This is a genomic window from Pseudomonas sp. 29, assembly GCF_002754355.1.
Lineage (GTDB): Bacteria > Pseudomonadota > Gammaproteobacteria > Pseudomonadales > Pseudomonadaceae > Aquipseudomonas > Aquipseudomonas neuropathica.
This window is the reverse complement of sequence record NZ_PEEY01000001.1, coordinates 4704024-4720604: the sequence shown is the minus strand read 5'-3', so window position 1 is coordinate 4720604 and position 16581 is coordinate 4704024. Positions and strand designations below refer to the sequence as shown.

Sequence of the window (16581 nt, the reverse complement as noted above, 5' to 3'; positions counted from 1 at the left end):
TAGTCAGTGGCAATTGAACATCACCCCCTGCTTCTACACCGATAAAACAAGGAATGCGCAGTGAAAAAACTCTTTGGCGCCTCACTTCTCGCCGCCGGCCTGGCCTTGGCCAACATCGCTCAGGCAGCCCCGACGCTGCTCAACGTTTCCTACGACGTGATGCGCGATTTCTACAAGGACTACAACACTGCGTTCCAGAAACACTGGCAAGCCGAGCACAACGAAAACATCACCGTGCAGATGTCCTTCGGCGGCTCGAGCAAGCAAGCGCGTTCGGTGATCGACGGCCTGCCGGCTGACGTCATCACCATGAACATGGCCACCGACATCAACGCCCTCGCCGACAACGGCAAACTGGTCCCGGAAAACTGGGTCACGCGTCTGCCGAACAACAGCGCACCGTTCACCTCGGCCACGGTGTTCATCGTCCGCAAAGGCAACCCGAAAGCCCTGAAAGACTGGCCGGATCTGCTCAAGGACGGCGTGCAAGTGATCGTGCCAAACCCGAAAACCTCGGGTAACGGCCGCTACACCTACCTGTCGGCCTGGGGTTATGTGCTGAAGAACGGTGGCGACGAGAACAAGGCCAAAGACTTCGTCGGCAAACTGTTCAAGCAGGCGCCGGTGCTGGACACCGGTGGCCGTGCGGCGACCACCACGTTCATGACCAACCAGATCGGCGACGTGCTGGTGACCTTCGAAAACGAAGCGGAAATGATTGCCCGCGAGTTTGGTCGTGATCAGTTTGAAGTGATCTACCCGAGTGTTTCGGCTGAGGCTGAGCCGCCGGTGTCGGTGGTCGACAAAGTGGTCGACAAGAAAGGCTCGCGTGCGGCGGCGGATGAGTACCTGAAGTACCTGTGGTCGCCGGAAGGCCAGGAGATTGCTGCGGCAAACTACCTGCGTCCACGTGACCCGGTGGTGCTGGCGAAGTACACCGATCGCTTCCCGAAAGTTGATTTCCTTTCGGTGGAGAAGACCTTTGGTGACTGGCGTACGGTGCAGAAGACGCACTTCAATGATGGTGGGGTTTTCGATCAGATTTATAGTGGGCAGTAAGGTTTAAGCCGTGATGAAAAAGGCGACTCTCAGAGGTCGCCTTTTTTGTGGACGCTTTACCCTCACCCCAGCCCTCTCCCGGTGGGAGAGGGGGCCGACCGAGGTGTCTGGCGAGTTACATCGACCTGAGAAACCTTATCGATTATGGATTCGGCATCGCAGTTTCAGGTCGGCGTATTCCTTCAGCATCCCCCAATCGGTCCCCTCTCCCTCCGGGAGAGGGCTAGGGTGAGGGGCTTCTACATCGGCGGCGTCACCCCATCCTTCCCCGCAGAAATAGATTGCGCCGTCAGCGTGCCATCCGCACCCTGCGTGACGAACGTAACAATCTTCACCCCCACCTTCAGCAAACTCCGATCCCCGGGCACCAGATTGACGATCGGCACATCCTCCGGCACCAGAATCTTCTGCTGCCCGCCCTTGTAGTTAACCGTCAGCACCCGCCCGTTGCTCACCACCAGGTCGCCGACGCTGCCATTGGTCATGCTGCTGCCCTTGGCCAGATCAAACGGCCGATGGCCGTCGCCGCTGCCCGCCAGTTCCGGCGGAAACACATGCACCTCCAGTGCCTTGAGCGTGCCATCCTCTTGAGGCATCGCCGCCGAACCAATGTAACTGCCGGGTTTGATGTCCTCGATATTGGCCAGGGTGACCGCGCGAACTTTAGTGTCACCCGTCAACTGGATCACCACGTTCTCACCGCTGTTGACGTGGACTTTGAGGCTGTCGGCGCTGACCCCGGTGATCTCGCCGCGCACACCGAGGCGCATCCCCGGTGCGTCGGCGGCCTGTGCGCTCATCGCGCCGAGCAGGCTAGTCAGGACAATCGTTGCGATAAGACGAAGCTTCATTGCAATCCTCCGGTCATGAATGTTGAACAAGCCAATACAAACATAAGCACGCTATCGAACAGGATGTAAGTGAATGTATCATCGACCCGCAACGGTCGGACGCAAGGTCCGCCGATGGATGACACGCTGCTAGCACCCCGTCATTGCGCAACGGAATAACTGATATCAACCGAAGGCGTCTTCTGCCCATCCGGTTTGCCCCATAGCCTTAGCGCATTCTTTCGCTGGATCGAGAAACCTTATGACCACCACCACTCACGCAATGACCCGAGGCATGGTGCTGCTGTTCGCCTTCTGCTGCGGCGCCATCGTTGCCAACATTTACTACGCGCAGCCGATCATCGGCCTGATCGCGCCGGACATCGGCCTCTCCGACACCATGGCCAGTTTCATCGTCTCGCTGACGCAGATTGGCTATGCGCTGGGCCTGTTCTTTCTGGTGCCGCTGGGCGATCTGCTGGAAAACCGCCGATTGATGATCATCACCACGGTAGTGGCGATTGCCAGCCTGTTGGCGGCGGCGTTTACCGATCAGCCGAACGTGTTCCTGCTGATCTCGTTGCTGGTGGGCTTCAGTTCGGTGTCGGTGCAGATTTTGATTCCGTTGGCCGCGCATCTGGCACCGGAAGAATCCCGTGGCCGGGTGGTCGGCGGGATCATGGGCGGCTTGTTGCTGGGTATCCTGCTGGCACGACCGGTGTCGAGCGTAGTCGCCGACCATTTGGGTTGGCGGGCGATGTTCATGATTGCCGCCGCATTGATGGCGGCAATCAGCGTGGTACTGGCGTTGACCGTGCCCAAGCGCCAGCCCGATCATAGCGCCACGTATGGCCAGTTGATCGGTTCGCTGTGGACCCTGCTGCGCCAACAACCGGTATTGCGTCAGCGGGCGTTTTATCAGGGCTGCATGTTCGCCACCTTCAGCCTGTTCTGGACCTCCGTGCCGCTGGAACTGGCGCGCAACCATGGCTTGTCGCAAAGCGAAATCGCGATCTTCGCCCTGGTCGGCGCCATCGGTGCCATCGCCGCGCCGATCAGCGGACGCTTGGCCGACGCTGGCCACACCCGCATCGCTTCGCTGCTGGCGATGATATTTGCCAGCCTGAGCTTCCTGCCGGCGTTCATTCATCCGGCCTACAGCGTCATCGGCCTGGCCGTGACCGGCGTGGTGCTCGACTTCTGCGTGCAGATGAACATGGTCCTCGGCCAGCGCGCGGTCTACTCGCTGGACGCCAAAAGCCGCGGTCGTCTGAACGCGCTGTACATGACCAGCATCTTCATCGGCGGCGCCTTCGGCTCGTCGGTGGCCAGTGCGGTGTACGAGCATGGCGGCTGGTTGTGGATCGTGATTGTGGGAAGTGCGTTCCCGCTGTTGGCGTTGTTGCGGTTTTTGAGTGCTTCGCAGCGCAGTTCATTGGCAACGGCGTAAGGTCGCAAAAGCTTCGCGAGCAGGCTCGCTCCCACGGGTTATTCATTTAGCCTGAGGGAGCGATGAAGCTTAGTAACGAACCAGTTTCTCCATCGCCGCATCCGCCAGAAAGGAGGAACGGCTTTTGACGTTGTGTTCGCGCACATAACGATCGATGCGCTGAATTACATAGCCAGGCAACGTCACGTTGACCTTTTCGGTCTTGCCGAGATAGGGCGAAATGTCCAGCTCGAGCATGCCCCAACCCATGTCGGCAAAGTCCGGATTACTGCGATGAGCGGATGCCGAAGTCGGCATAGGAATCGACTCCCCGTCCGCCGCAATCTCCTGCAGCATGATGTGGGCGACTTCAACCGCCGCGTTGTAGGCATCTTCAAAGCTATCCCCCGCTGTAACGGCGCCGGGAATATCGGGGATCTGAATACCGATGGCAGTGTTCTCGTCTCCCCACTCGATACAGATTGGATATTGCATTATGGATCTCCTTCGAAACTGGCTGGCGGGTTGTACAACCCGGCACGTCTCCTGATGCTTTTGACTGTCCCCAACGGGAAATCCTTTTTCGGATGAGGAACGGGAATCGTGTAAGGGTTGTAACGGTGCCTGAAAATGTGATGACTGCCGGTAATCCGGTCCAGCGTCCAACCCGCCTCCTCCAGCTCCTTGATCAATAACCTGCTTTGCACCAATCGCCTCCTTGTCCCGGCCCATTAAAAGTAACCCTAGAGTTACCTTTACTCAAGCACGAAAATCCACAGAGCGACGTCCGGTTGTTTTACATAGTGTGATTGAAACGCTAGATCCTGAGCTTTACGCAGCACTTCCTTGAGCAATTTCTGTGCGAACCCAACAGGCACACAGCAAAACGGCGATCCAAAGATCGCCGTTTTCATTTACTGCCCAAACTGCTTGCCCAACCCCGGGGGCACGCCGTGGATGTTGGTGTCTTCCCACGGGCCATTGGGGCTGACGGAGCGGCTCCAGCCGTTGTTCCAGCGGTAGTAGGTGCGCTGGCGGTAGAAAGTGTTGGTCTGGTCGTCGAGCACGTAGACGCCGAGTTTCTGGTCCCAGTGGCTGTTGCCGCCCGGTGGCGGTGCGAAGCTGGCCGAGGTGCGCGGGACGGGTTTGGCCGGTTTTGCCGGGATGCTTTTGCCTGGGGCTGGCGAGGTCGACGGGGTCGGACTCGGTTGCGAAGGCGGGATCGGCGGCAGGCTGGTGGTCGGTTCCGGGCGTTGCACCGCACATGCACTCAAGCCCAGGGCCAGTGTGAGGACTGTGATTCGGGCGATGGTGTGCATGGCGGTGCTTTCCTGTTGTGTCCGGCTATTGGTCCGGGCTGTCGATGGTCAGTTTTTGTAGCGCAGTGGTGCTGCTGGCCAGAGGGCCGCTGCGACCGACCCACTCGCCGGCAGTCGGTTGGCCGGCGCGGGAGATGCGCGCAACCAGTTGGACTTCAGGGAAGTTCGACAGTTTCAACTGCGGCATCATTGCGTCGGCATCGCCCAGTTCGACGGTCACCGGTAGATCGGCCACGGTTAGACGCTTGGCGGCCAGTGGTGCCGGCGGGCCGGAAGTCGCGCGGGCAAAGATGAACACACTGTCGCCCGGTTGCACTTTACTTCTGAGTTCGCTGGAAAGATCGACGCTGACTTTCAACAGCGCGGCTTTCGCGGCTACGGGCGCCTGAGCAAGCTTGCCACCGCTGGCTTCCAGACGTTCGGCGGCACGTTTGATCCCGCCTTGCAGCGCCGCGCGGGAATTGTCTTCCGGCGGCAATTGCGCCAGCAAGCGGGTCCAGTAGTCGATGGCTTCCTGATAACGCTCGCCTTCGAACGCGGCGATACCGAGCAGACCAAGGCTGGTGACTTCTTTCGGATCAGCCTTCAGCGCTTCGTCGGTCAGGGCCTGAATCTTCGCCGACCACTTTTTGCCATCAGCAAAATACTGCGCCTGCGCCCACTGGCCGAGCAGTTCCGGCTGACGCCCGGCAAGGTTGGCGGCACGTTCAAACATCTTTGCCGCGTCCGCCGGACGCTCTTGCGCCATGTAGGTACGACCGAGGAAATACAGGCCTTCAGCGGAGTCCGGCTGCGCCGCGACGGCACGTTCCAGACGCTGGGTCATCTCTTCCATCGACTGCGGCGCCTGGGCGAATTCGCGGGTCAGTTCGACTTTGTCGGCAGCGCCGAAATGCAGATACAGACCTAGGCCCAACACCGGCACCAACACAGCCGCCAACAACGGCAACGGTTTACCCAGCTTCGACACACGCGGTGCGGCAACGCCTTCGGTATCCGCCAGCAACTCACGCGCCGCCTCGGCGCGGCCGCTGTCCATTTGTGCCGCGTCGAGTACACCTTCAGCCTGTTGCGACTGCAACTCGGCGACGCGCTCCTGATACAGCGCCACGTTCAGAGCAGTCCGATCCTCTTCACGCTGGGCGCGACGCTCACGCAGCACCGGGATCAGCAGAAAACTCAGGGCGACCAGAAGCAACAGCCCTGCGGCAAGCCAGAAATCAATCATTCTTGGTTTTTATCCAACAGTTGATCGAGGCGCTGACGCTCTTCGGAGGACAGCGATTGCGGGGTGTCGGCGCGTTGTCCGCGACGACGGCGGACGATGACCGCGATCACCACGAAACCACCGAGCAGCAGACCGGCCGGGCCGAACCACAGCAGTGCGGTCTTGGCATTCAATGCCGGTTTGTAGCGGACGAAATCACCGTAGCGATCGACCATGAAGTCGATGATCTGCTGGTTGTCCTTGCCCTCGCCGAGCATGCGGAAAATCTCTTTGCGCAAGTCCGCGGCAATCGGCGCGTTGGAGTCGGCGATGTCCTGGTTCTGGCACTTGGGGCAGCGCAGTTCCTTGGTCAGTTCGCGGAAACGCTCGCGATCAGCTTCCTTGGCGAACTCGTATGTATCGATCGCGGCATGGGCGACGCCGGCCAGACTCAAGCCAAAAACCACGGCAGCCAGAAAGCGCTTCATGGCTTGGCCTCATCGACCAGCGCCTGATACTTGGCGGCGAGTTTTTCCCGCCAGACCTGCTCGTCGATCACGCCAACGTATTTATCGCGGATGATGCCCTTGGCGTCGATGAAGAAGGTTTCCGGTGCGCCGTACACGCCGAGGTTCAGACCCAGCGAGCCTTCATCATCACGGATATCCAGCGCATACGGATTGTGGAATTCGGCCAGCCACTTCAAGGCATCGGCGTTGGTGTCCTTGTAGTTGATGCCGTAGATCACCACACCGCGCTCGGCGAGTTTGTTCAGCACCGGATGCTCGACCCGGCAGGAAATGCACCAGGTGCCCCAAACATTGACCAGCGCCGGTTTGCCGAGAATGTCAGCCTTGGTCAGGGTCTTGTCGCCCTGCACCGCCGGCAACGAAAACTCCGGGAACGGCTTGTTGATCATCGCCGACGGCAGCTCCGCCGGATCAAGGTACAGACCGCGATAAAGAAATACCGCCACCAGCAGGAAAATCGCCAGTGGCACCAGCATCAACCAACGTCTCATGCAGCCGCTCCCGTCATGCCCAGTGCTTCACGCACCTTGGCTTTCACCTTGACCCGATAACGTCGATCCAGCGCCGCCAGCAAACCACCCAAACCTGTGAGCAAACCGCCGAACCAGATCCAGCGCACAAACGGCTTGACGTGCACGCGCACCGCCCATGCACCGTTGTCCAGCGGCTCGCCGAGGGCAACGTAGAGGTCGCGAGTGAAACCAGCGTCGATCCCGGCTTCGGTCATCATCGAACTCTGCACGGTATACAGGCGTTTTTCCGGGTGCAGCACGCTGACTTCCTTGCCGTCGCGGATCACCCGAATGGTGCCTTTGTCAGAGGTGAAGTTCGGCCCTTCGAAGTGCTTGGCGCCTTCAAAGATGAAGTGATAACCGGCCAGGTCCATCGACTCGCCCGGCGCCAGACGCAGATCGCGCTCGGCACTGTTCTGGCTCGACAACACCACGCCCAGCGCGCACACGGCGATGCCCAGGTGCGCGATCTGCATGCCCCAATAGCTGCGAGTCAGCGTCGGCAGACCTTTGATCAAACCTTTGTGGCGAGTCTTGTCGACAATGTCGCGCGCACCGGCGAGCAACACCCACGCGGCGAGCAGGAAGGTCGCGATCACTGCCCAGTTGAAATCGCCGTAAGCGACACCAGCCACCACGGCCAGCGCGACGCTGCCGAGCAATACCGGCGTGAGCATGCCGGCCAGCCATTTCACCGGCGTGTCTTTCCAGCGCACGATCACGCCGATCGCCATCACCACCATCAGCAATCCCATCAACGGGATGAACAGCGCGTTGAAGTACGGCGGGCCAACCGACATCTTGGCGCCGCTCAGGGCATCGAGAATCAGCGGGTACAGCGTGCCGAGCAAGATCATCGACGCGGCGACGACCAGCACCAGGTTGTTGCCCAGCAGCAGGGTTTCCCGCGACCACAGGTTGAACCCGACCTGACTCTTCACCACTGGTGCGCGCAGGGCGAACAACGTCAGCGAGCCGCCGACCACAAACAGCAGGAAGATCAGGATGAACACGCCGCGCTCCGGGTCAGAGGCAAACGCATGCACCGAGGTCAGCACGCCGGAACGTACGAGGAACGTGCCAAGCAGGCTCAGCGAGAACGCGGCAATCGCCAGCAACACCGTCCAGCTCTTGAACACGCCACGTTTTTCCGTGACCGCCAGCGAGTGAATCAGCGCGGTGCCAACCAGCCAAGGCATGAAGGATGCGTTTTCCACCGGGTCCCAGAACCACCAGCCGCCCCAGCCGAGTTCGTAATACGCCCACCACGAACCGAGGGTGATGCCGATGCCGAGGAAGGCCCAGGCGACGATGGTCCACGGGCGCGACCAACGTGCCCACGCGGCATCAAGGCGACCGCCCATCAACGCGGCGATGGCGAAGGCGAACGCCACCGAAAAGCCGACGTAGCCCATGTACAACATTGGCGGGTGAACGATCAGGCCGATGTCTTGCAACAACGGATTCAAGTCGGCGCCATTGCTGGGCATTTGCGGCAGGATGCGTTTGAACGGGTTGGACGTGAGGATCAGAAACAGCAGGAAACCGGTGCTGATCATGCCCATCACCGCCAGTACACGAGCGAGCATGACTTGCGGCAACTGCCGCGAGAACACCGACACCGCGAAGGTCCAGCCGCCGAGGATCAACGCCCACAACAGCAATGAACCTTCGTGGGCGCCCCACACGGCGCTGAATTTGTAATACCACGGCAACGCGGTATTGGAGTTGTTTGCCACGTAGGCGACGGAGAAGTCATCGGTCATGAACGCGTAGGTCAGAATGCCGAACGCGAACAGCAGAAAGGCAAACTGCCCCCACGCGGCTGGCTGGGCCAGGCTCATCCAGAAACGGTCGCCGCGCCAGGCACCGACCAATGGCACCACGGCCTGCACCAGCGCAAAACACAGCGCCAGAATCATCGCCAGATGGCCGAGCTCAGGAATAAAAATTGCCGAGGTCATCGATCAACCCTCCTTCGCAGGCGTTGGTGCCGATTGACCACTGTCTTTCAAGGCTTTGGTCACTTCCGGCGGCATGTACTTCTCGTCGTGCTTGGCCAGCACTTCATCGGCCACCACCACGCCGTCGGCGTTGATCTTGCCGAGGGCGACGATGCCCTGCCCTTCGCGGAACAGATCCGGGAGGATGCCGCGATAGGTGATGGTCACGGATTTGTTGAAGTCGGTGACGACGAATTTGACGTCGAGCGAATCCGGCGAGCGTTGCAGCGAACCCTTCTCGACCATGCCGCCAGCGCGGATGCGCGTGTCTTGCGGTGCTTCGCCGTTGGCAATCTGGGTCGGCGTGTAGAACAGATTGATGTTCTGCTGCAGGGCGCTGAGCGCCAGGCCGACGGCAGCGCCGACCCCGACCAGAATGGCCAGAATGATGATCAGACGTTTCTTGCGCAGCGGATTCACTTGCCGTTCTCCCGGCGCAGACGACGCGCCTCTTGTTGCAGATAACGCTTGCGGGCCGCGATCGGCGCCACCACGTTGAGGATCAGCACCGCCAGACAGATGCCGTAGGCCGACCAGACATACAGGCCATGATGGCCCATGGCGAGGAAGTCGCCGAATGAAGCAAAACTCATCGAGCGGCCTCCAGACTGTGCTGCACTTCTTCTTTCACCCAACTGGCGCGGGCCTCACGCTTAAGCACTTCAAGACGCATGCGCAGCAACAGCACGGCGCCGAAGAAGCAGTAGAAACCCAGCACCGTCAGCAGCAGTGGCAGCCACATTTCCGCGGGCATCGCCGGTTTTTCGGTGAGGGTGAAGGTCGCGCCCTGGTGCAGGGTGTTCCACCACTCCACCGAGTATTTGATGATCGGGATGTTGATCACGCCGACGATGGCCAGCACCGCGCAGGCCTTGGCGGCGCTGTCGCGGTTGCTGATGGCATTGCCCAGCGCGATCACGCCGAAATACAGGAACAGCAGAATCAGCATCGAGGTCAGGCGCGCGTCCCAGACCCACCACGAACCCCAGGTCGGTTTGCCCCAGATCGCCCCGGTGACCAGCGCCACGGCGGTCATCCACGCGCCGATCGGTGCGGCGCATTGCAGGGCGACGTCGGCCAGTTTCATCTTCCACACCAGCCCGACCACGCCGCACACCGCCAGCATCACGTAGATCGACTGAGCGAGCATCGCAGCAGGTACGTGAATGTAGATGATGCGAAAGCTGTTGCCTTGCTGATAATCCGGCGGCGCGAAGGCCAGGCCCCAAACGACGCCGATGCCAATCAACAGCAACGCTGCAATGCTCAGCCATGGCAAGAACTTGCTGCTGATGCCGTAGAACCACTTGGGCGAGCCGAGCTTGTGAAACCAGGTCCAGTTCATACTGTTTCCATCACGGGTGCCGCTCATCGGTGTGAGCAGTCTCAGGGTCTTTGCTGGTTAAATTTTAACCAGACCTCATTATTCGCCGACGCTGATCTTCAGGCCAGCAGCTATTGCAAACGGTGTCAGGGTGATCGCCAGGGCGGTCAGGCTACCCAGCCACAGCAGATACCCGGTCGCCGGCATGCCTTGGAGGGCTGCCTGCAAAGCGCCACTGCCGAGGATCAACACCGGGATGTACAACGGCAGAATCAGCAGCGCCAGCAACAGGCCGCCACGCTTCAAACCGACCGTCAGTGCCGCGCCCACCGCGCCGAGCAAGCTCAGCACTGGTGTTCCCAGCAACAACGAAAGCAGCAAAACCGGCAGACAGGCGGCAGGCAAACCGAGCATCAACGCCAGCAGCGGTGAGAGCAGAACCAGCGCCAGACCGGAGAAAAGCCAGTGTGCCAGCACCTTGGCCAAGACCAGAAGTGGCAACGGGTGCGACGAAAGGACCCACTGTTCCAGGGAGCCGTCTTCGAAATCACTGCGGAACAGCCCGTCCAGCGAGAGCAGGACCGACAACAGCGCCGCCACCCAGACTAACCCGGGGGACAGGTTTTGCAACACTTGAGTTTCCGGGCCGACGGCCAGCGGGAACAACGCGATGACGATGGCGAAGAAAATCAGCGGATTGGCCAGCTCCGCCGGGCGGCGAAACAGCAGTCGGGATTCACGGGCAACCAGCAGGCCGAACACACTCATACTGCCCAGTTCCCCAGATCGATGTCGCGATAACCGGCCGGCATCCGGCTCAGCGTATGGTGCGTGGTCAACACCACCAGACCACCGCGTTCGCAGTGCCCGGCCAGATGCTCTTCGAGCTGCGCCACGCCCTGCTTGTCCAGTGCGGTAAACGGCTCATCGAGAATCCACAGCGGCGGGCTGTCCAGATACAAACGAGCCAACGCCACGCGGCGTTGCTGACCGGCGGACAGACTGTGGCAGGGAACATCTTCGAAACCGCGCAATCCTACGGCTGCCAAGGCTTGCCAGATGGCGTCGCGTTCGGCGGGATGATGCAGGGCGCAGAGCCAGGAGAGGTTTTCTTCAGGGGTCAGCAAATCCTTGATCCCGGCGGCGTGGCCGATCCACAGCAGATTGCGTGCGAGTTCGCTGCGTTGTTCGGTCAGCGGCTGGCCATTGAGCAGGACGTGCCCGGCGGTCGGCTGCATCAGCCCTGAAAGCAGACGCAACAGGCTGGTCTTGCCGCTGCCGTTGGGACCGCTGATCTGCACCATATCGCCACTGGCGAGTCTCAATTCGAGATTTTCGAAGAGCAGCCGCAGATCACGTTCACACGCGAGGGCAACGGTTTGCAGGACAGGACTGGTCAAGGGATCACGGGCCTTATACGGTTCAAGTCGGCTCTGGCGCGGCCGTTAAAGAGATGCAGCATAGATGCATTGACGGCTCGATCTAGAGAGCTGGGTCAAACAATTGCTATGTTTTTTATTCGAAGCGCAAGACGGGCGGCATTATACATGTCGTGCCTTACTCTCAAGAGTGCATTTTCCTCAGGTTGTGTCCGCGTATGACAGGCGAAATAAACATCCTCCCGCTCCCGCCCACCACCCCGGCGACCGTTCGCCCGCAGGTCGGTGAGCTGCTCAAGCTGCTGACCCCGGTCGAAGGCCTGATCGGCGCCGGGCAAAGCGCCAAGGCCGAGGTGTTATCGCTCAAGCAGGCGGATCAGACTTTTCAGCTATTGCTCAAGGTGACCGTCGACGGCGGACGCCAGACCACCGTGCAAGCGACCAGCAATCTGCCGCTACCCCAAGGCACCAGTCTGGCGATCACTCAGCCCTCGGCGGGCAATCTGGCGATTACTGTGCAACAAGCCATTGCCAGCAGCGTCGCCGCCCTCACCCGCATCGACACCGCACAATTGCCGGTCGGCACCCTGCTGCAAGGCAAGGTGCTGACCTCGCAGGCGCTGCCGCAGACGCCGGGGCAGGCAGCGGTGTTCCGCTCCTTGGTCAGTTTGCTCAACACCGCGCAGAGCGGCAGCACACTGACCATCGACAGCCCGCAGCCGCTGCGCATCGGCACTTTGCTGTCGGCGTTGGTCGAAGACGCACAATCCCTGAAATTCCTGCCAATGAGCAGCCGTCAGGAACAACTGGCCGTGAGTCAGCAACTGCTCGGCCAGCAAAGTCGTCAGGCGTCGCTGAGCGGGTTGTTGAACGCGCTGCAAAACCTGCCACCCGCCACCGACCAAACCTCTGCGGATCTACGCGCGTTGGTCGACAAGCTCCTTGCCAGCCTCCCGGACGTGCAACAACTGAGCACCGCCAAAGGCGTGGCCCTTGCCCTGGCCAACAGCGGCGTGTTCCTCGAAGGCAAACTGCTGACCGGGCAGAACCCGACGCTGGCACCGGACATGAAAGCCGATCTGCTCAAGCTGATCGCACAACTGACCCCGGGTTTGCCGAGCAGCACCAGTTTCAACGCAATCATCGCCGCCAACACCCTGGCGCAAGCGCTGCCGAGTTTCGTGCGTAATGCGCTCGGCATGCTCGGTCAGGTCAGCGCGAAACCGGTGCCAAGCAGCTTCCCACTGCCCGAGCGTTTGCTGCAAAGCCTGGACGGCGAAGGCGATCTGGAACAGTTGTTGCGCCTCGCTGCTGCCGCTGTTTCGCGCCTGCAAAGCCATCAGCTGTCGAGCCTGGAGCAGACCGGCGTCACCGACGATGGGCGCCTGCTCAGCACCTGGCAACTGGAAATTCCCATGCGCAATCTGCAGGACATCGTGCCGTTGCAGGTCAAGTTTCAGCGTGAAGAAGCGCCGGAGCGAGAACCGCAACCCAACGAACGCCGCGACGAGCGCGAGCCCAAGCAACAACTGTGGCGCGTCGATCTGGCGTTCGACATGGAGCCGCTCGGGCCGATGCAAATTCAGGCGCAGTTGATCGCCGGCAGCCTGTCCAGCCAACTGTGGGCCGAACGGCCGTACACCGCCGAACTCATCGAAAACAACCTGTTTGCCCTGCGCCAGCGCCTGCTCGATCGCGGGCTGAACGTCGGCGACATCGACTGCCACCATGGCACCCCGCCGCAAGGCAACCAAACCCGTCTTGAACATCGCTGGGTCGACGAAACCGCATGAACGATTCCACTGCCCCACGCCAGGCCATCGCCCTCAAATACGACGGCAACCACGCGCCAACCCTCACCGCCAAAGGTGATGACGAACTGGCCGAAGAAATCCTGCGCATTGCTCGCGACTGTGAAGTGCCGATTTACGAGAACGCTGAACTGGTGCGGTTGTTGGCGCGAATGGAGCTGGGCGACAGCATTCCCGAAGAGTTGTACCGCACCATCGCCGAGATCATCGCGTTTGCGTGGAATCTGAAGGGCAAATTCCCCGAGGGGCAGGACCCGAATGCGCCGATGGTCGAGAAAGACGTCACCGATCGCGGGGATGATTACTGAGACTTCGAAGACGCCTTCGCGAGCAAGCTCGCTCCCACATTGGTTCGGCGTACACCGATCTAATGTGGGAGCGAGCTTGCTCGCGAATAGGCAATCAGCTTGAGCGCAAAAATCAGTTTTTGTGAAGTTTGCGCATCAACTCCGCCTCAGCCTGGGTCAACCCGCAGGACTGAGTCAGTTCATCGACGCTTGCGCCCATGCCCACCAGTTTCGCCGCTTGGGCGAATGACAGGCTCGACGGGTCGCGTTGTTCAAGCGCGACAATCTTGTCCGGCAACGGATTCACCACCGCGCGCAACTCGTGCAGGGCGTCGCCCATGCGCACGTTGCCGTTCTGGTAGTCGTCGACACGCTTGGCCAGGTCTTTGATGCGCTGGTCACGCAACGCATCGCCCTGAGCCTGTTGCGCAGCGATCACCCGCTGCGCCTTGATGTACGACACAAACATTGCCAGTGTGCCTGCCCAGAAGAGGAACAGGACAATGACCGCGACCTCGAGAATCAATCAGATGCTCTCCAGTTCCGACCATTCTTCTTCGCTCATCATCTTGTCCAGCTCGACCAGGATCAGCAACTCGTTGTTCTTGTTGCACACGCCCTGGATGAACTTGGCCGACTCTTCGTTGCCAACGTTCGGCGCCGTCTCGATTTCCGACTGACGCAGGTAAACCACTTCGGCCACGCTGTCGACCATGATGCCGACGACTTGCTTGTCGGCTTCGATGATGACGATACGGGTGTTGTCGCTGATCTCGCCGGTGCTCAGGCCGAAGCGCTGACGGGTGTCGATCACGGTGACCACGTTACCGCGCAGGTTGATGATGCCCAGCACGTAGCTTGGCGCGCCCGGCACCGGAGCGATCTCGGTGTAGCGCAGCACTTCCTGAACGCGCATCACGTTGATGCCGTAAGTCTCGTTGTCCAGTTTGAAGGTCACCCATTGCAGGATCGGATCTTCAGAACCTTTTGCATTCGTCGCCTGACTACTCATACCCTGACCCCTCGAAAAAACCGCTCTGAGCGGTGTGTGTTCTGTGTGGCGGCATTCAACAATGCCGTCGCCTGATTGTTATGTCGGCTGCTATGTCGGTTTATGTAGCGGCTTGTGGCCGCCGAGGTGCTTTGCCCCACCGCTGGCGATCAACTCGGCCAGTGCGGAAACGTCAAGCAATGCACACATGTGCTCAATCACGGTGCCGGCGAGCCATGGCCGCTGACCCCGGTGACTTCTCCATTTGATTTCATTCGGGTCCAGACGCAACGAGCGGCTGACCTGATGCACCGCCAGCCCCCACTCGTAACCTTGTACCGAAATCACGTACTGCAGGCCCTGACGGAAGTCATCGCGGTAGCGATCCGGCATGACCCAGCGCGCGGTGTCCAACACTTTCAAATTACCGGCCTGGCTCGGCAGGATGCCGAGGAACCATTCCGGCTGACCGAACAGCGGCGTCAGCTCGTGGCCGGCCAGCGAGTAGATCGAGCCGAGGCACACCAGCGGCACGGCCAGCGTCAGGCCGGCGACGTCGAACAGCAGGCATTCGAACGCTTCCGAGGCCCAGGCCGGGCGACCATCGGTTTCCACCGGTGGCGGCGTATTGCTCGGCGGCAGATGTACCTCCACCAGCGGCGGGACCAGCGTCTGTTCGACGGGCGCGGGTGCAACCGGAGCTGGGGCCGGTTCGACCACTGCCGGTTCCGGCGCGGTTTTCAGCAATTGGGTTTGCAGCAGCGGTGCCAGTGTCGAGACCGGTGCGCGAACCGGCTCGGCTTCTTCAATCAATGCAACCGGTGCCTTGGCGACCGGTGCGGCGGCAGGCGCGACAACCGGCGCAGCAGGCCTGGTCGCTTTCTGTGCGTCACGCGCCTGCTCTTCCAGCACTGCGGCCTGGAATTCGTCCAGCATTTCGGTGCTTTCGACGACTTCAGGCTGCGCCTCAATGACCGGCGGCAGCTCCTCAGGAATTTCCAGCAGCAAATTATCCAGATAAGACTGCAACGCCAATTGCGGACGCGATGTGAGTTTGACCGGGCGATTCATGCTCACGCCACCTGCGGAACAAGTTGTTGCGCCAACAGATGCTTGAGCAGTGCGCGATACGCCAGCACGCCACGGCTCTTGCCGTCGAATTGCGAAGGCGTGACACCGGCCCGGCTGGCGTCGCGCAGACGGGTATCGACCGGAATGTAACCCTGCCAGATCTCGTCGGGGAATTTGTCGCGCAGCACGCGCAAGGTATGCATCGAGGCCTGGGTACGGCGGTCGAACAGGGTCGGCACGATGCTGAACGGCAGCGCCTGTTTGCGCGAGCGGTTGATCATCGCCAAGGTGTTGACCATGCGCTCCAGACCTTTGACGGCCAGATGTTCGGTCTGCACCGGAATCACCAGTTGCTGGCTCGCCGCGAGGGCGTTGACCATCAGCACGCCGAGCAACGGCGGGCTGTCGATCACCGCGTAATCAAAATCCTGCCACAGTTGCGCCAGACTCTTGGCGATCACCAGACCGAGACCACTCTGCCCTGGCGACTGACGCTCCAGGGTGGCGAGTGCAGTGCTCGATGGCAGCAGGGAAATGCGTTCGTCGCTGGTCGACAACAGCAACTGCCCCGGCAGGCCTTGCGGCACGCTGCCCTTGTGCAGAAACAGGTCGTAATTGCTGTGTTCCAGGCTGTCGGGGTCATAGCCGAAATAGCTGGTCATCGAGCCGTGCGGGTCGAGATCGACCACAACCACGCGCTTGCCCGCCTCCGCCAGCAATCCGGCTAAAGCGATGGAAGATGTGGTTTTACCGACACCACCCTTTTGATTGGCGACTGCCCAGACTCTCATTCGGTTCGTTCCTCCCGGCCGATATGCTCGACCGAGAC

21 protein-coding genes are annotated in these 16581 nt (G+C 60.6%); 4 read left to right on the top strand and 17 right to left on the bottom strand.

Going from position 1 to position 16581, the window contains the following annotated elements; translation table 11 throughout:
- The first annotated feature begins 60 nt into the window (after positions 1-60).
- Complete coding sequence (locus CLU80_RS21930; protein WP_099758381.1) at positions 61-1059, top strand: sulfate ABC transporter substrate-binding protein; 999 nt, start codon at positions 61-63, stop codon at positions 1057-1059.
- A gap of 239 nt (positions 1060-1298) precedes the next feature.
- On the opposite strand, the gene CLU80_RS21925 is transcribed toward CLU80_RS21930, so the two are convergent.
- Complete coding sequence (locus CLU80_RS21925; protein WP_099758380.1) at positions 1299-1910, bottom strand: DUF5666 domain-containing protein; 612 nt, start codon at positions 1908-1910, stop codon at positions 1299-1301.
- A gap of 241 nt (positions 1911-2151) precedes the next feature.
- On the opposite strand from CLU80_RS21925, the gene CLU80_RS21920 reads away from it, so the two are divergent.
- Entirely contained in the window at positions 2152-3339 is a 1188-nt protein-coding gene (locus tag CLU80_RS21920) for an MFS transporter (protein ID WP_099758379.1), read from the top strand.
- A gap of 69 nt (positions 3340-3408) precedes the next feature.
- On the opposite strand, the gene CLU80_RS21915 is transcribed toward CLU80_RS21920, so the two are convergent.
- From CLU80_RS21915 to ccmA, 12 genes are all read right to left on the bottom strand, one after another.
- Complete coding sequence (locus CLU80_RS21915; RefSeq protein WP_099758378.1) at positions 3409-3813, bottom strand: type II toxin-antitoxin system HicB family antitoxin; 405 nt, start codon at positions 3811-3813, stop codon at positions 3409-3411.
- Positions 3813-4025 (bottom strand): type II toxin-antitoxin system HicA family toxin, encoded by a 213-nt coding sequence (locus tag CLU80_RS21910; RefSeq protein ID WP_099758377.1) that lies wholly within the window; start codon positions 4023-4025, stop codon positions 3813-3815. The genes CLU80_RS21915 and CLU80_RS21910 overlap by 1 nt, the downstream gene beginning before the upstream one ends.
- A 207-nt stretch (positions 4026-4232) precedes the next feature.
- Complete coding sequence (locus tag CLU80_RS21905) at positions 4233-4637, bottom strand: hypothetical protein (protein ID WP_099758376.1); 405 nt, start codon at positions 4635-4637, stop codon at positions 4233-4235.
- A gap of 25 nt (positions 4638-4662) precedes the next feature.
- Complete coding sequence (gene ccmI, locus CLU80_RS21900; protein ID WP_099758375.1) at positions 4663-5865, bottom strand: c-type cytochrome biogenesis protein CcmI; 1203 nt, start codon at positions 5863-5865, stop codon at positions 4663-4665.
- Positions 5862-6332: a cytochrome c-type biogenesis protein gene (locus CLU80_RS21895; RefSeq protein WP_099758374.1), complete on the bottom strand. Its 471-nt coding sequence runs from the start codon at positions 6330-6332 to the stop codon at positions 5862-5864. Before CLU80_RS21895 ends, ccmI begins: the two co-directional genes overlap by 4 nt.
- A complete protein-coding gene (locus CLU80_RS21890; RefSeq protein ID WP_099758373.1) occupies positions 6329-6865 on the bottom strand; it encodes a DsbE family thiol:disulfide interchange protein in 537 nt (178 codons plus the stop codon). Before CLU80_RS21890 ends, CLU80_RS21895 begins: the two co-directional genes overlap by 4 nt.
- A complete protein-coding gene (locus CLU80_RS21885; protein WP_093439827.1) occupies positions 6862-8850 on the bottom strand; it encodes a heme lyase CcmF/NrfE family subunit in 1989 nt (662 codons plus the stop codon). The genes CLU80_RS21890 and CLU80_RS21885 overlap by 4 nt, the downstream gene beginning before the upstream one ends.
- Positions 8851-8853: 3 nt before the next feature.
- Complete coding sequence (gene ccmE / locus CLU80_RS21880; protein ID WP_053118425.1) at positions 8854-9309, bottom strand: cytochrome c maturation protein CcmE; 456 nt, start codon at positions 9307-9309, stop codon at positions 8854-8856.
- Complete coding sequence (gene ccmD, locus CLU80_RS21875) at positions 9306-9482, bottom strand: heme exporter protein CcmD (protein ID WP_003222944.1); 177 nt, start codon at positions 9480-9482, stop codon at positions 9306-9308. Before ccmD ends, ccmE begins: the two co-directional genes overlap by 4 nt.
- Positions 9479-10234 carry a heme ABC transporter permease gene (locus CLU80_RS21870; RefSeq protein WP_099758372.1) on the bottom strand — a complete coding sequence of 252 codons (756 nt, stop codon included), beginning with the start codon at positions 10232-10234 and terminating at the stop codon, positions 9479-9481. The genes ccmD and CLU80_RS21870 overlap by 4 nt, the downstream gene beginning before the upstream one ends.
- Positions 10235-10312: 78 nt before the next feature.
- Positions 10313-10981, bottom strand: a complete 669-nt coding sequence (ccmB, locus tag CLU80_RS21865) for a heme exporter protein CcmB (RefSeq protein WP_007919970.1) — start codon at positions 10979-10981, stop codon at positions 10313-10315.
- Positions 10978-11613: a cytochrome c biogenesis heme-transporting ATPase CcmA gene (gene ccmA / locus CLU80_RS21860; protein WP_099758371.1), complete on the bottom strand. Its 636-nt coding sequence runs from the start codon at positions 11611-11613 to the stop codon at positions 10978-10980. The genes ccmB and ccmA overlap by 4 nt, the downstream gene beginning before the upstream one ends.
- Positions 11614-11810: 197 nt before the next feature.
- Here ccmA and fliK point away from each other — a divergent pair, with 197 nt between their 5' ends.
- Both fliK and CLU80_RS21850 read left to right on the top strand, forming a co-directional pair.
- Positions 11811-13385 (top strand): flagellar hook-length control protein FliK, encoded by a 1575-nt coding sequence (fliK, locus tag CLU80_RS21855; protein ID WP_099758370.1) that lies wholly within the window; start codon positions 11811-11813, stop codon positions 13383-13385.
- Complete coding sequence (locus CLU80_RS21850) at positions 13382-13711, top strand: EscU/YscU/HrcU family type III secretion system export apparatus switch protein (protein ID WP_016987484.1); 330 nt, start codon at positions 13382-13384, stop codon at positions 13709-13711. The genes fliK and CLU80_RS21850 overlap by 4 nt, the downstream gene beginning before the upstream one ends.
- 112 nt (positions 13712-13823) lie before the next feature.
- Here the strand turns inward: CLU80_RS21850 and CLU80_RS21845 are convergent, their stop codons facing one another.
- The 4 genes from CLU80_RS21845 to CLU80_RS21830 form a co-directional block, all read right to left on the bottom strand.
- Positions 13824-14216 carry a DUF2802 domain-containing protein gene (locus tag CLU80_RS21845; RefSeq protein WP_093439804.1) on the bottom strand — a complete coding sequence of 131 codons (393 nt, stop codon included), beginning with the start codon at positions 14214-14216 and terminating at the stop codon, positions 13824-13826.
- The gene (locus CLU80_RS21840; RefSeq protein ID WP_095050193.1) at positions 14217-14702 is read right to left on the bottom strand and encodes a chemotaxis protein CheW; all 486 of its coding nucleotides are present in this window, start codon (positions 14700-14702) and stop codon (positions 14217-14219) included.
- A 90-nt stretch (positions 14703-14792) separates the two neighbouring features.
- The gene (locus CLU80_RS21835; RefSeq protein WP_099758369.1) at positions 14793-15752 is read right to left on the bottom strand and encodes a CheW domain-containing protein; all 960 of its coding nucleotides are present in this window, start codon (positions 15750-15752) and stop codon (positions 14793-14795) included.
- 2 nt (positions 15753-15754) lie between these two features.
- Positions 15755-16543 carry a ParA family protein gene (locus tag CLU80_RS21830; protein WP_008077691.1) on the bottom strand — a complete coding sequence of 263 codons (789 nt, stop codon included), beginning with the start codon at positions 16541-16543 and terminating at the stop codon, positions 15755-15757.
- Between the last annotated feature and the right edge of the window lie 38 nt (positions 16544-16581).

Bases quoted from the DNA above. Each gene is read 5' to 3' on its own strand.
- CLU80_RS21925 (WP_099758380.1), bottom strand. From the start codon at position 1,910: ATGAAGCTTCGTCTTATCGCAACGATTGTCCTGACTAGCCTGCTCGGC.
- CLU80_RS21920 (WP_099758379.1), top strand. From the start codon at position 2,152: ATGACCACCACCACTCACGCAATGACCCGAGGCATGGTGCTGCTGTTC.
- CLU80_RS21915 (WP_099758378.1), bottom strand. From the start codon at position 3,813: ATGCAATATCCAATCTGTATCGAGTGGGGAGACGAGAACACTGCCATC.
- CLU80_RS21905 (WP_099758376.1), bottom strand. From the start codon at position 4,637: ATGCACACCATCGCCCGAATCACAGTCCTCACACTGGCCCTGGGCTTG.
- ccmI (WP_099758375.1), bottom strand. From the start codon at position 5,865: ATGATTGATTTCTGGCTTGCCGCAGGGCTGTTGCTTCTGGTCGCCCTG.
- CLU80_RS21895 (WP_099758374.1), bottom strand. From the start codon at position 6,332: ATGAAGCGCTTTCTGGCTGCCGTGGTTTTTGGCTTGAGTCTGGCCGGC.
- CLU80_RS21890 (WP_099758373.1), bottom strand. From the start codon at position 6,865: ATGAGACGTTGGTTGATGCTGGTGCCACTGGCGATTTTCCTGCTGGTG.
- CLU80_RS21885 (WP_093439827.1), bottom strand. From the start codon at position 8,850: ATGACCTCGGCAATTTTTATTCCTGAGCTCGGCCATCTGGCGATGATT.
- ccmD (WP_003222944.1), bottom strand. From the start codon at position 9,482: ATGAGTTTTGCTTCATTCGGCGACTTCCTCGCCATGGGCCATCATGGC.
- CLU80_RS21870 (WP_099758372.1), bottom strand. From the start codon at position 10,234: ATGAACTGGACCTGGTTTCACAAGCTCGGCTCGCCCAAGTGGTTCTAC.
- ccmB (WP_007919970.1), bottom strand. From the start codon at position 10,981: ATGAGTGTGTTCGGCCTGCTGGTTGCCCGTGAATCCCGACTGCTGTTT.
- fliK (WP_099758370.1), top strand. From the start codon at position 11,811: ATGACAGGCGAAATAAACATCCTCCCGCTCCCGCCCACCACCCCGGCG.
- CLU80_RS21850 (WP_016987484.1), top strand. From the start codon at position 13,382: ATGAACGATTCCACTGCCCCACGCCAGGCCATCGCCCTCAAATACGAC.
- CLU80_RS21840 (WP_095050193.1), bottom strand. From the start codon at position 14,702: ATGAGTAGTCAGGCGACGAATGCAAAAGGTTCTGAAGATCCGATCCTG.
- CLU80_RS21835 (WP_099758369.1), bottom strand. From the start codon at position 15,752: ATGAATCGCCCGGTCAAACTCACATCGCGTCCGCAATTGGCGTTGCAG.
- CLU80_RS21830 (WP_008077691.1), bottom strand. From the start codon at position 16,543: ATGAGAGTCTGGGCAGTCGCCAATCAAAAGGGTGGTGTCGGTAAAACC.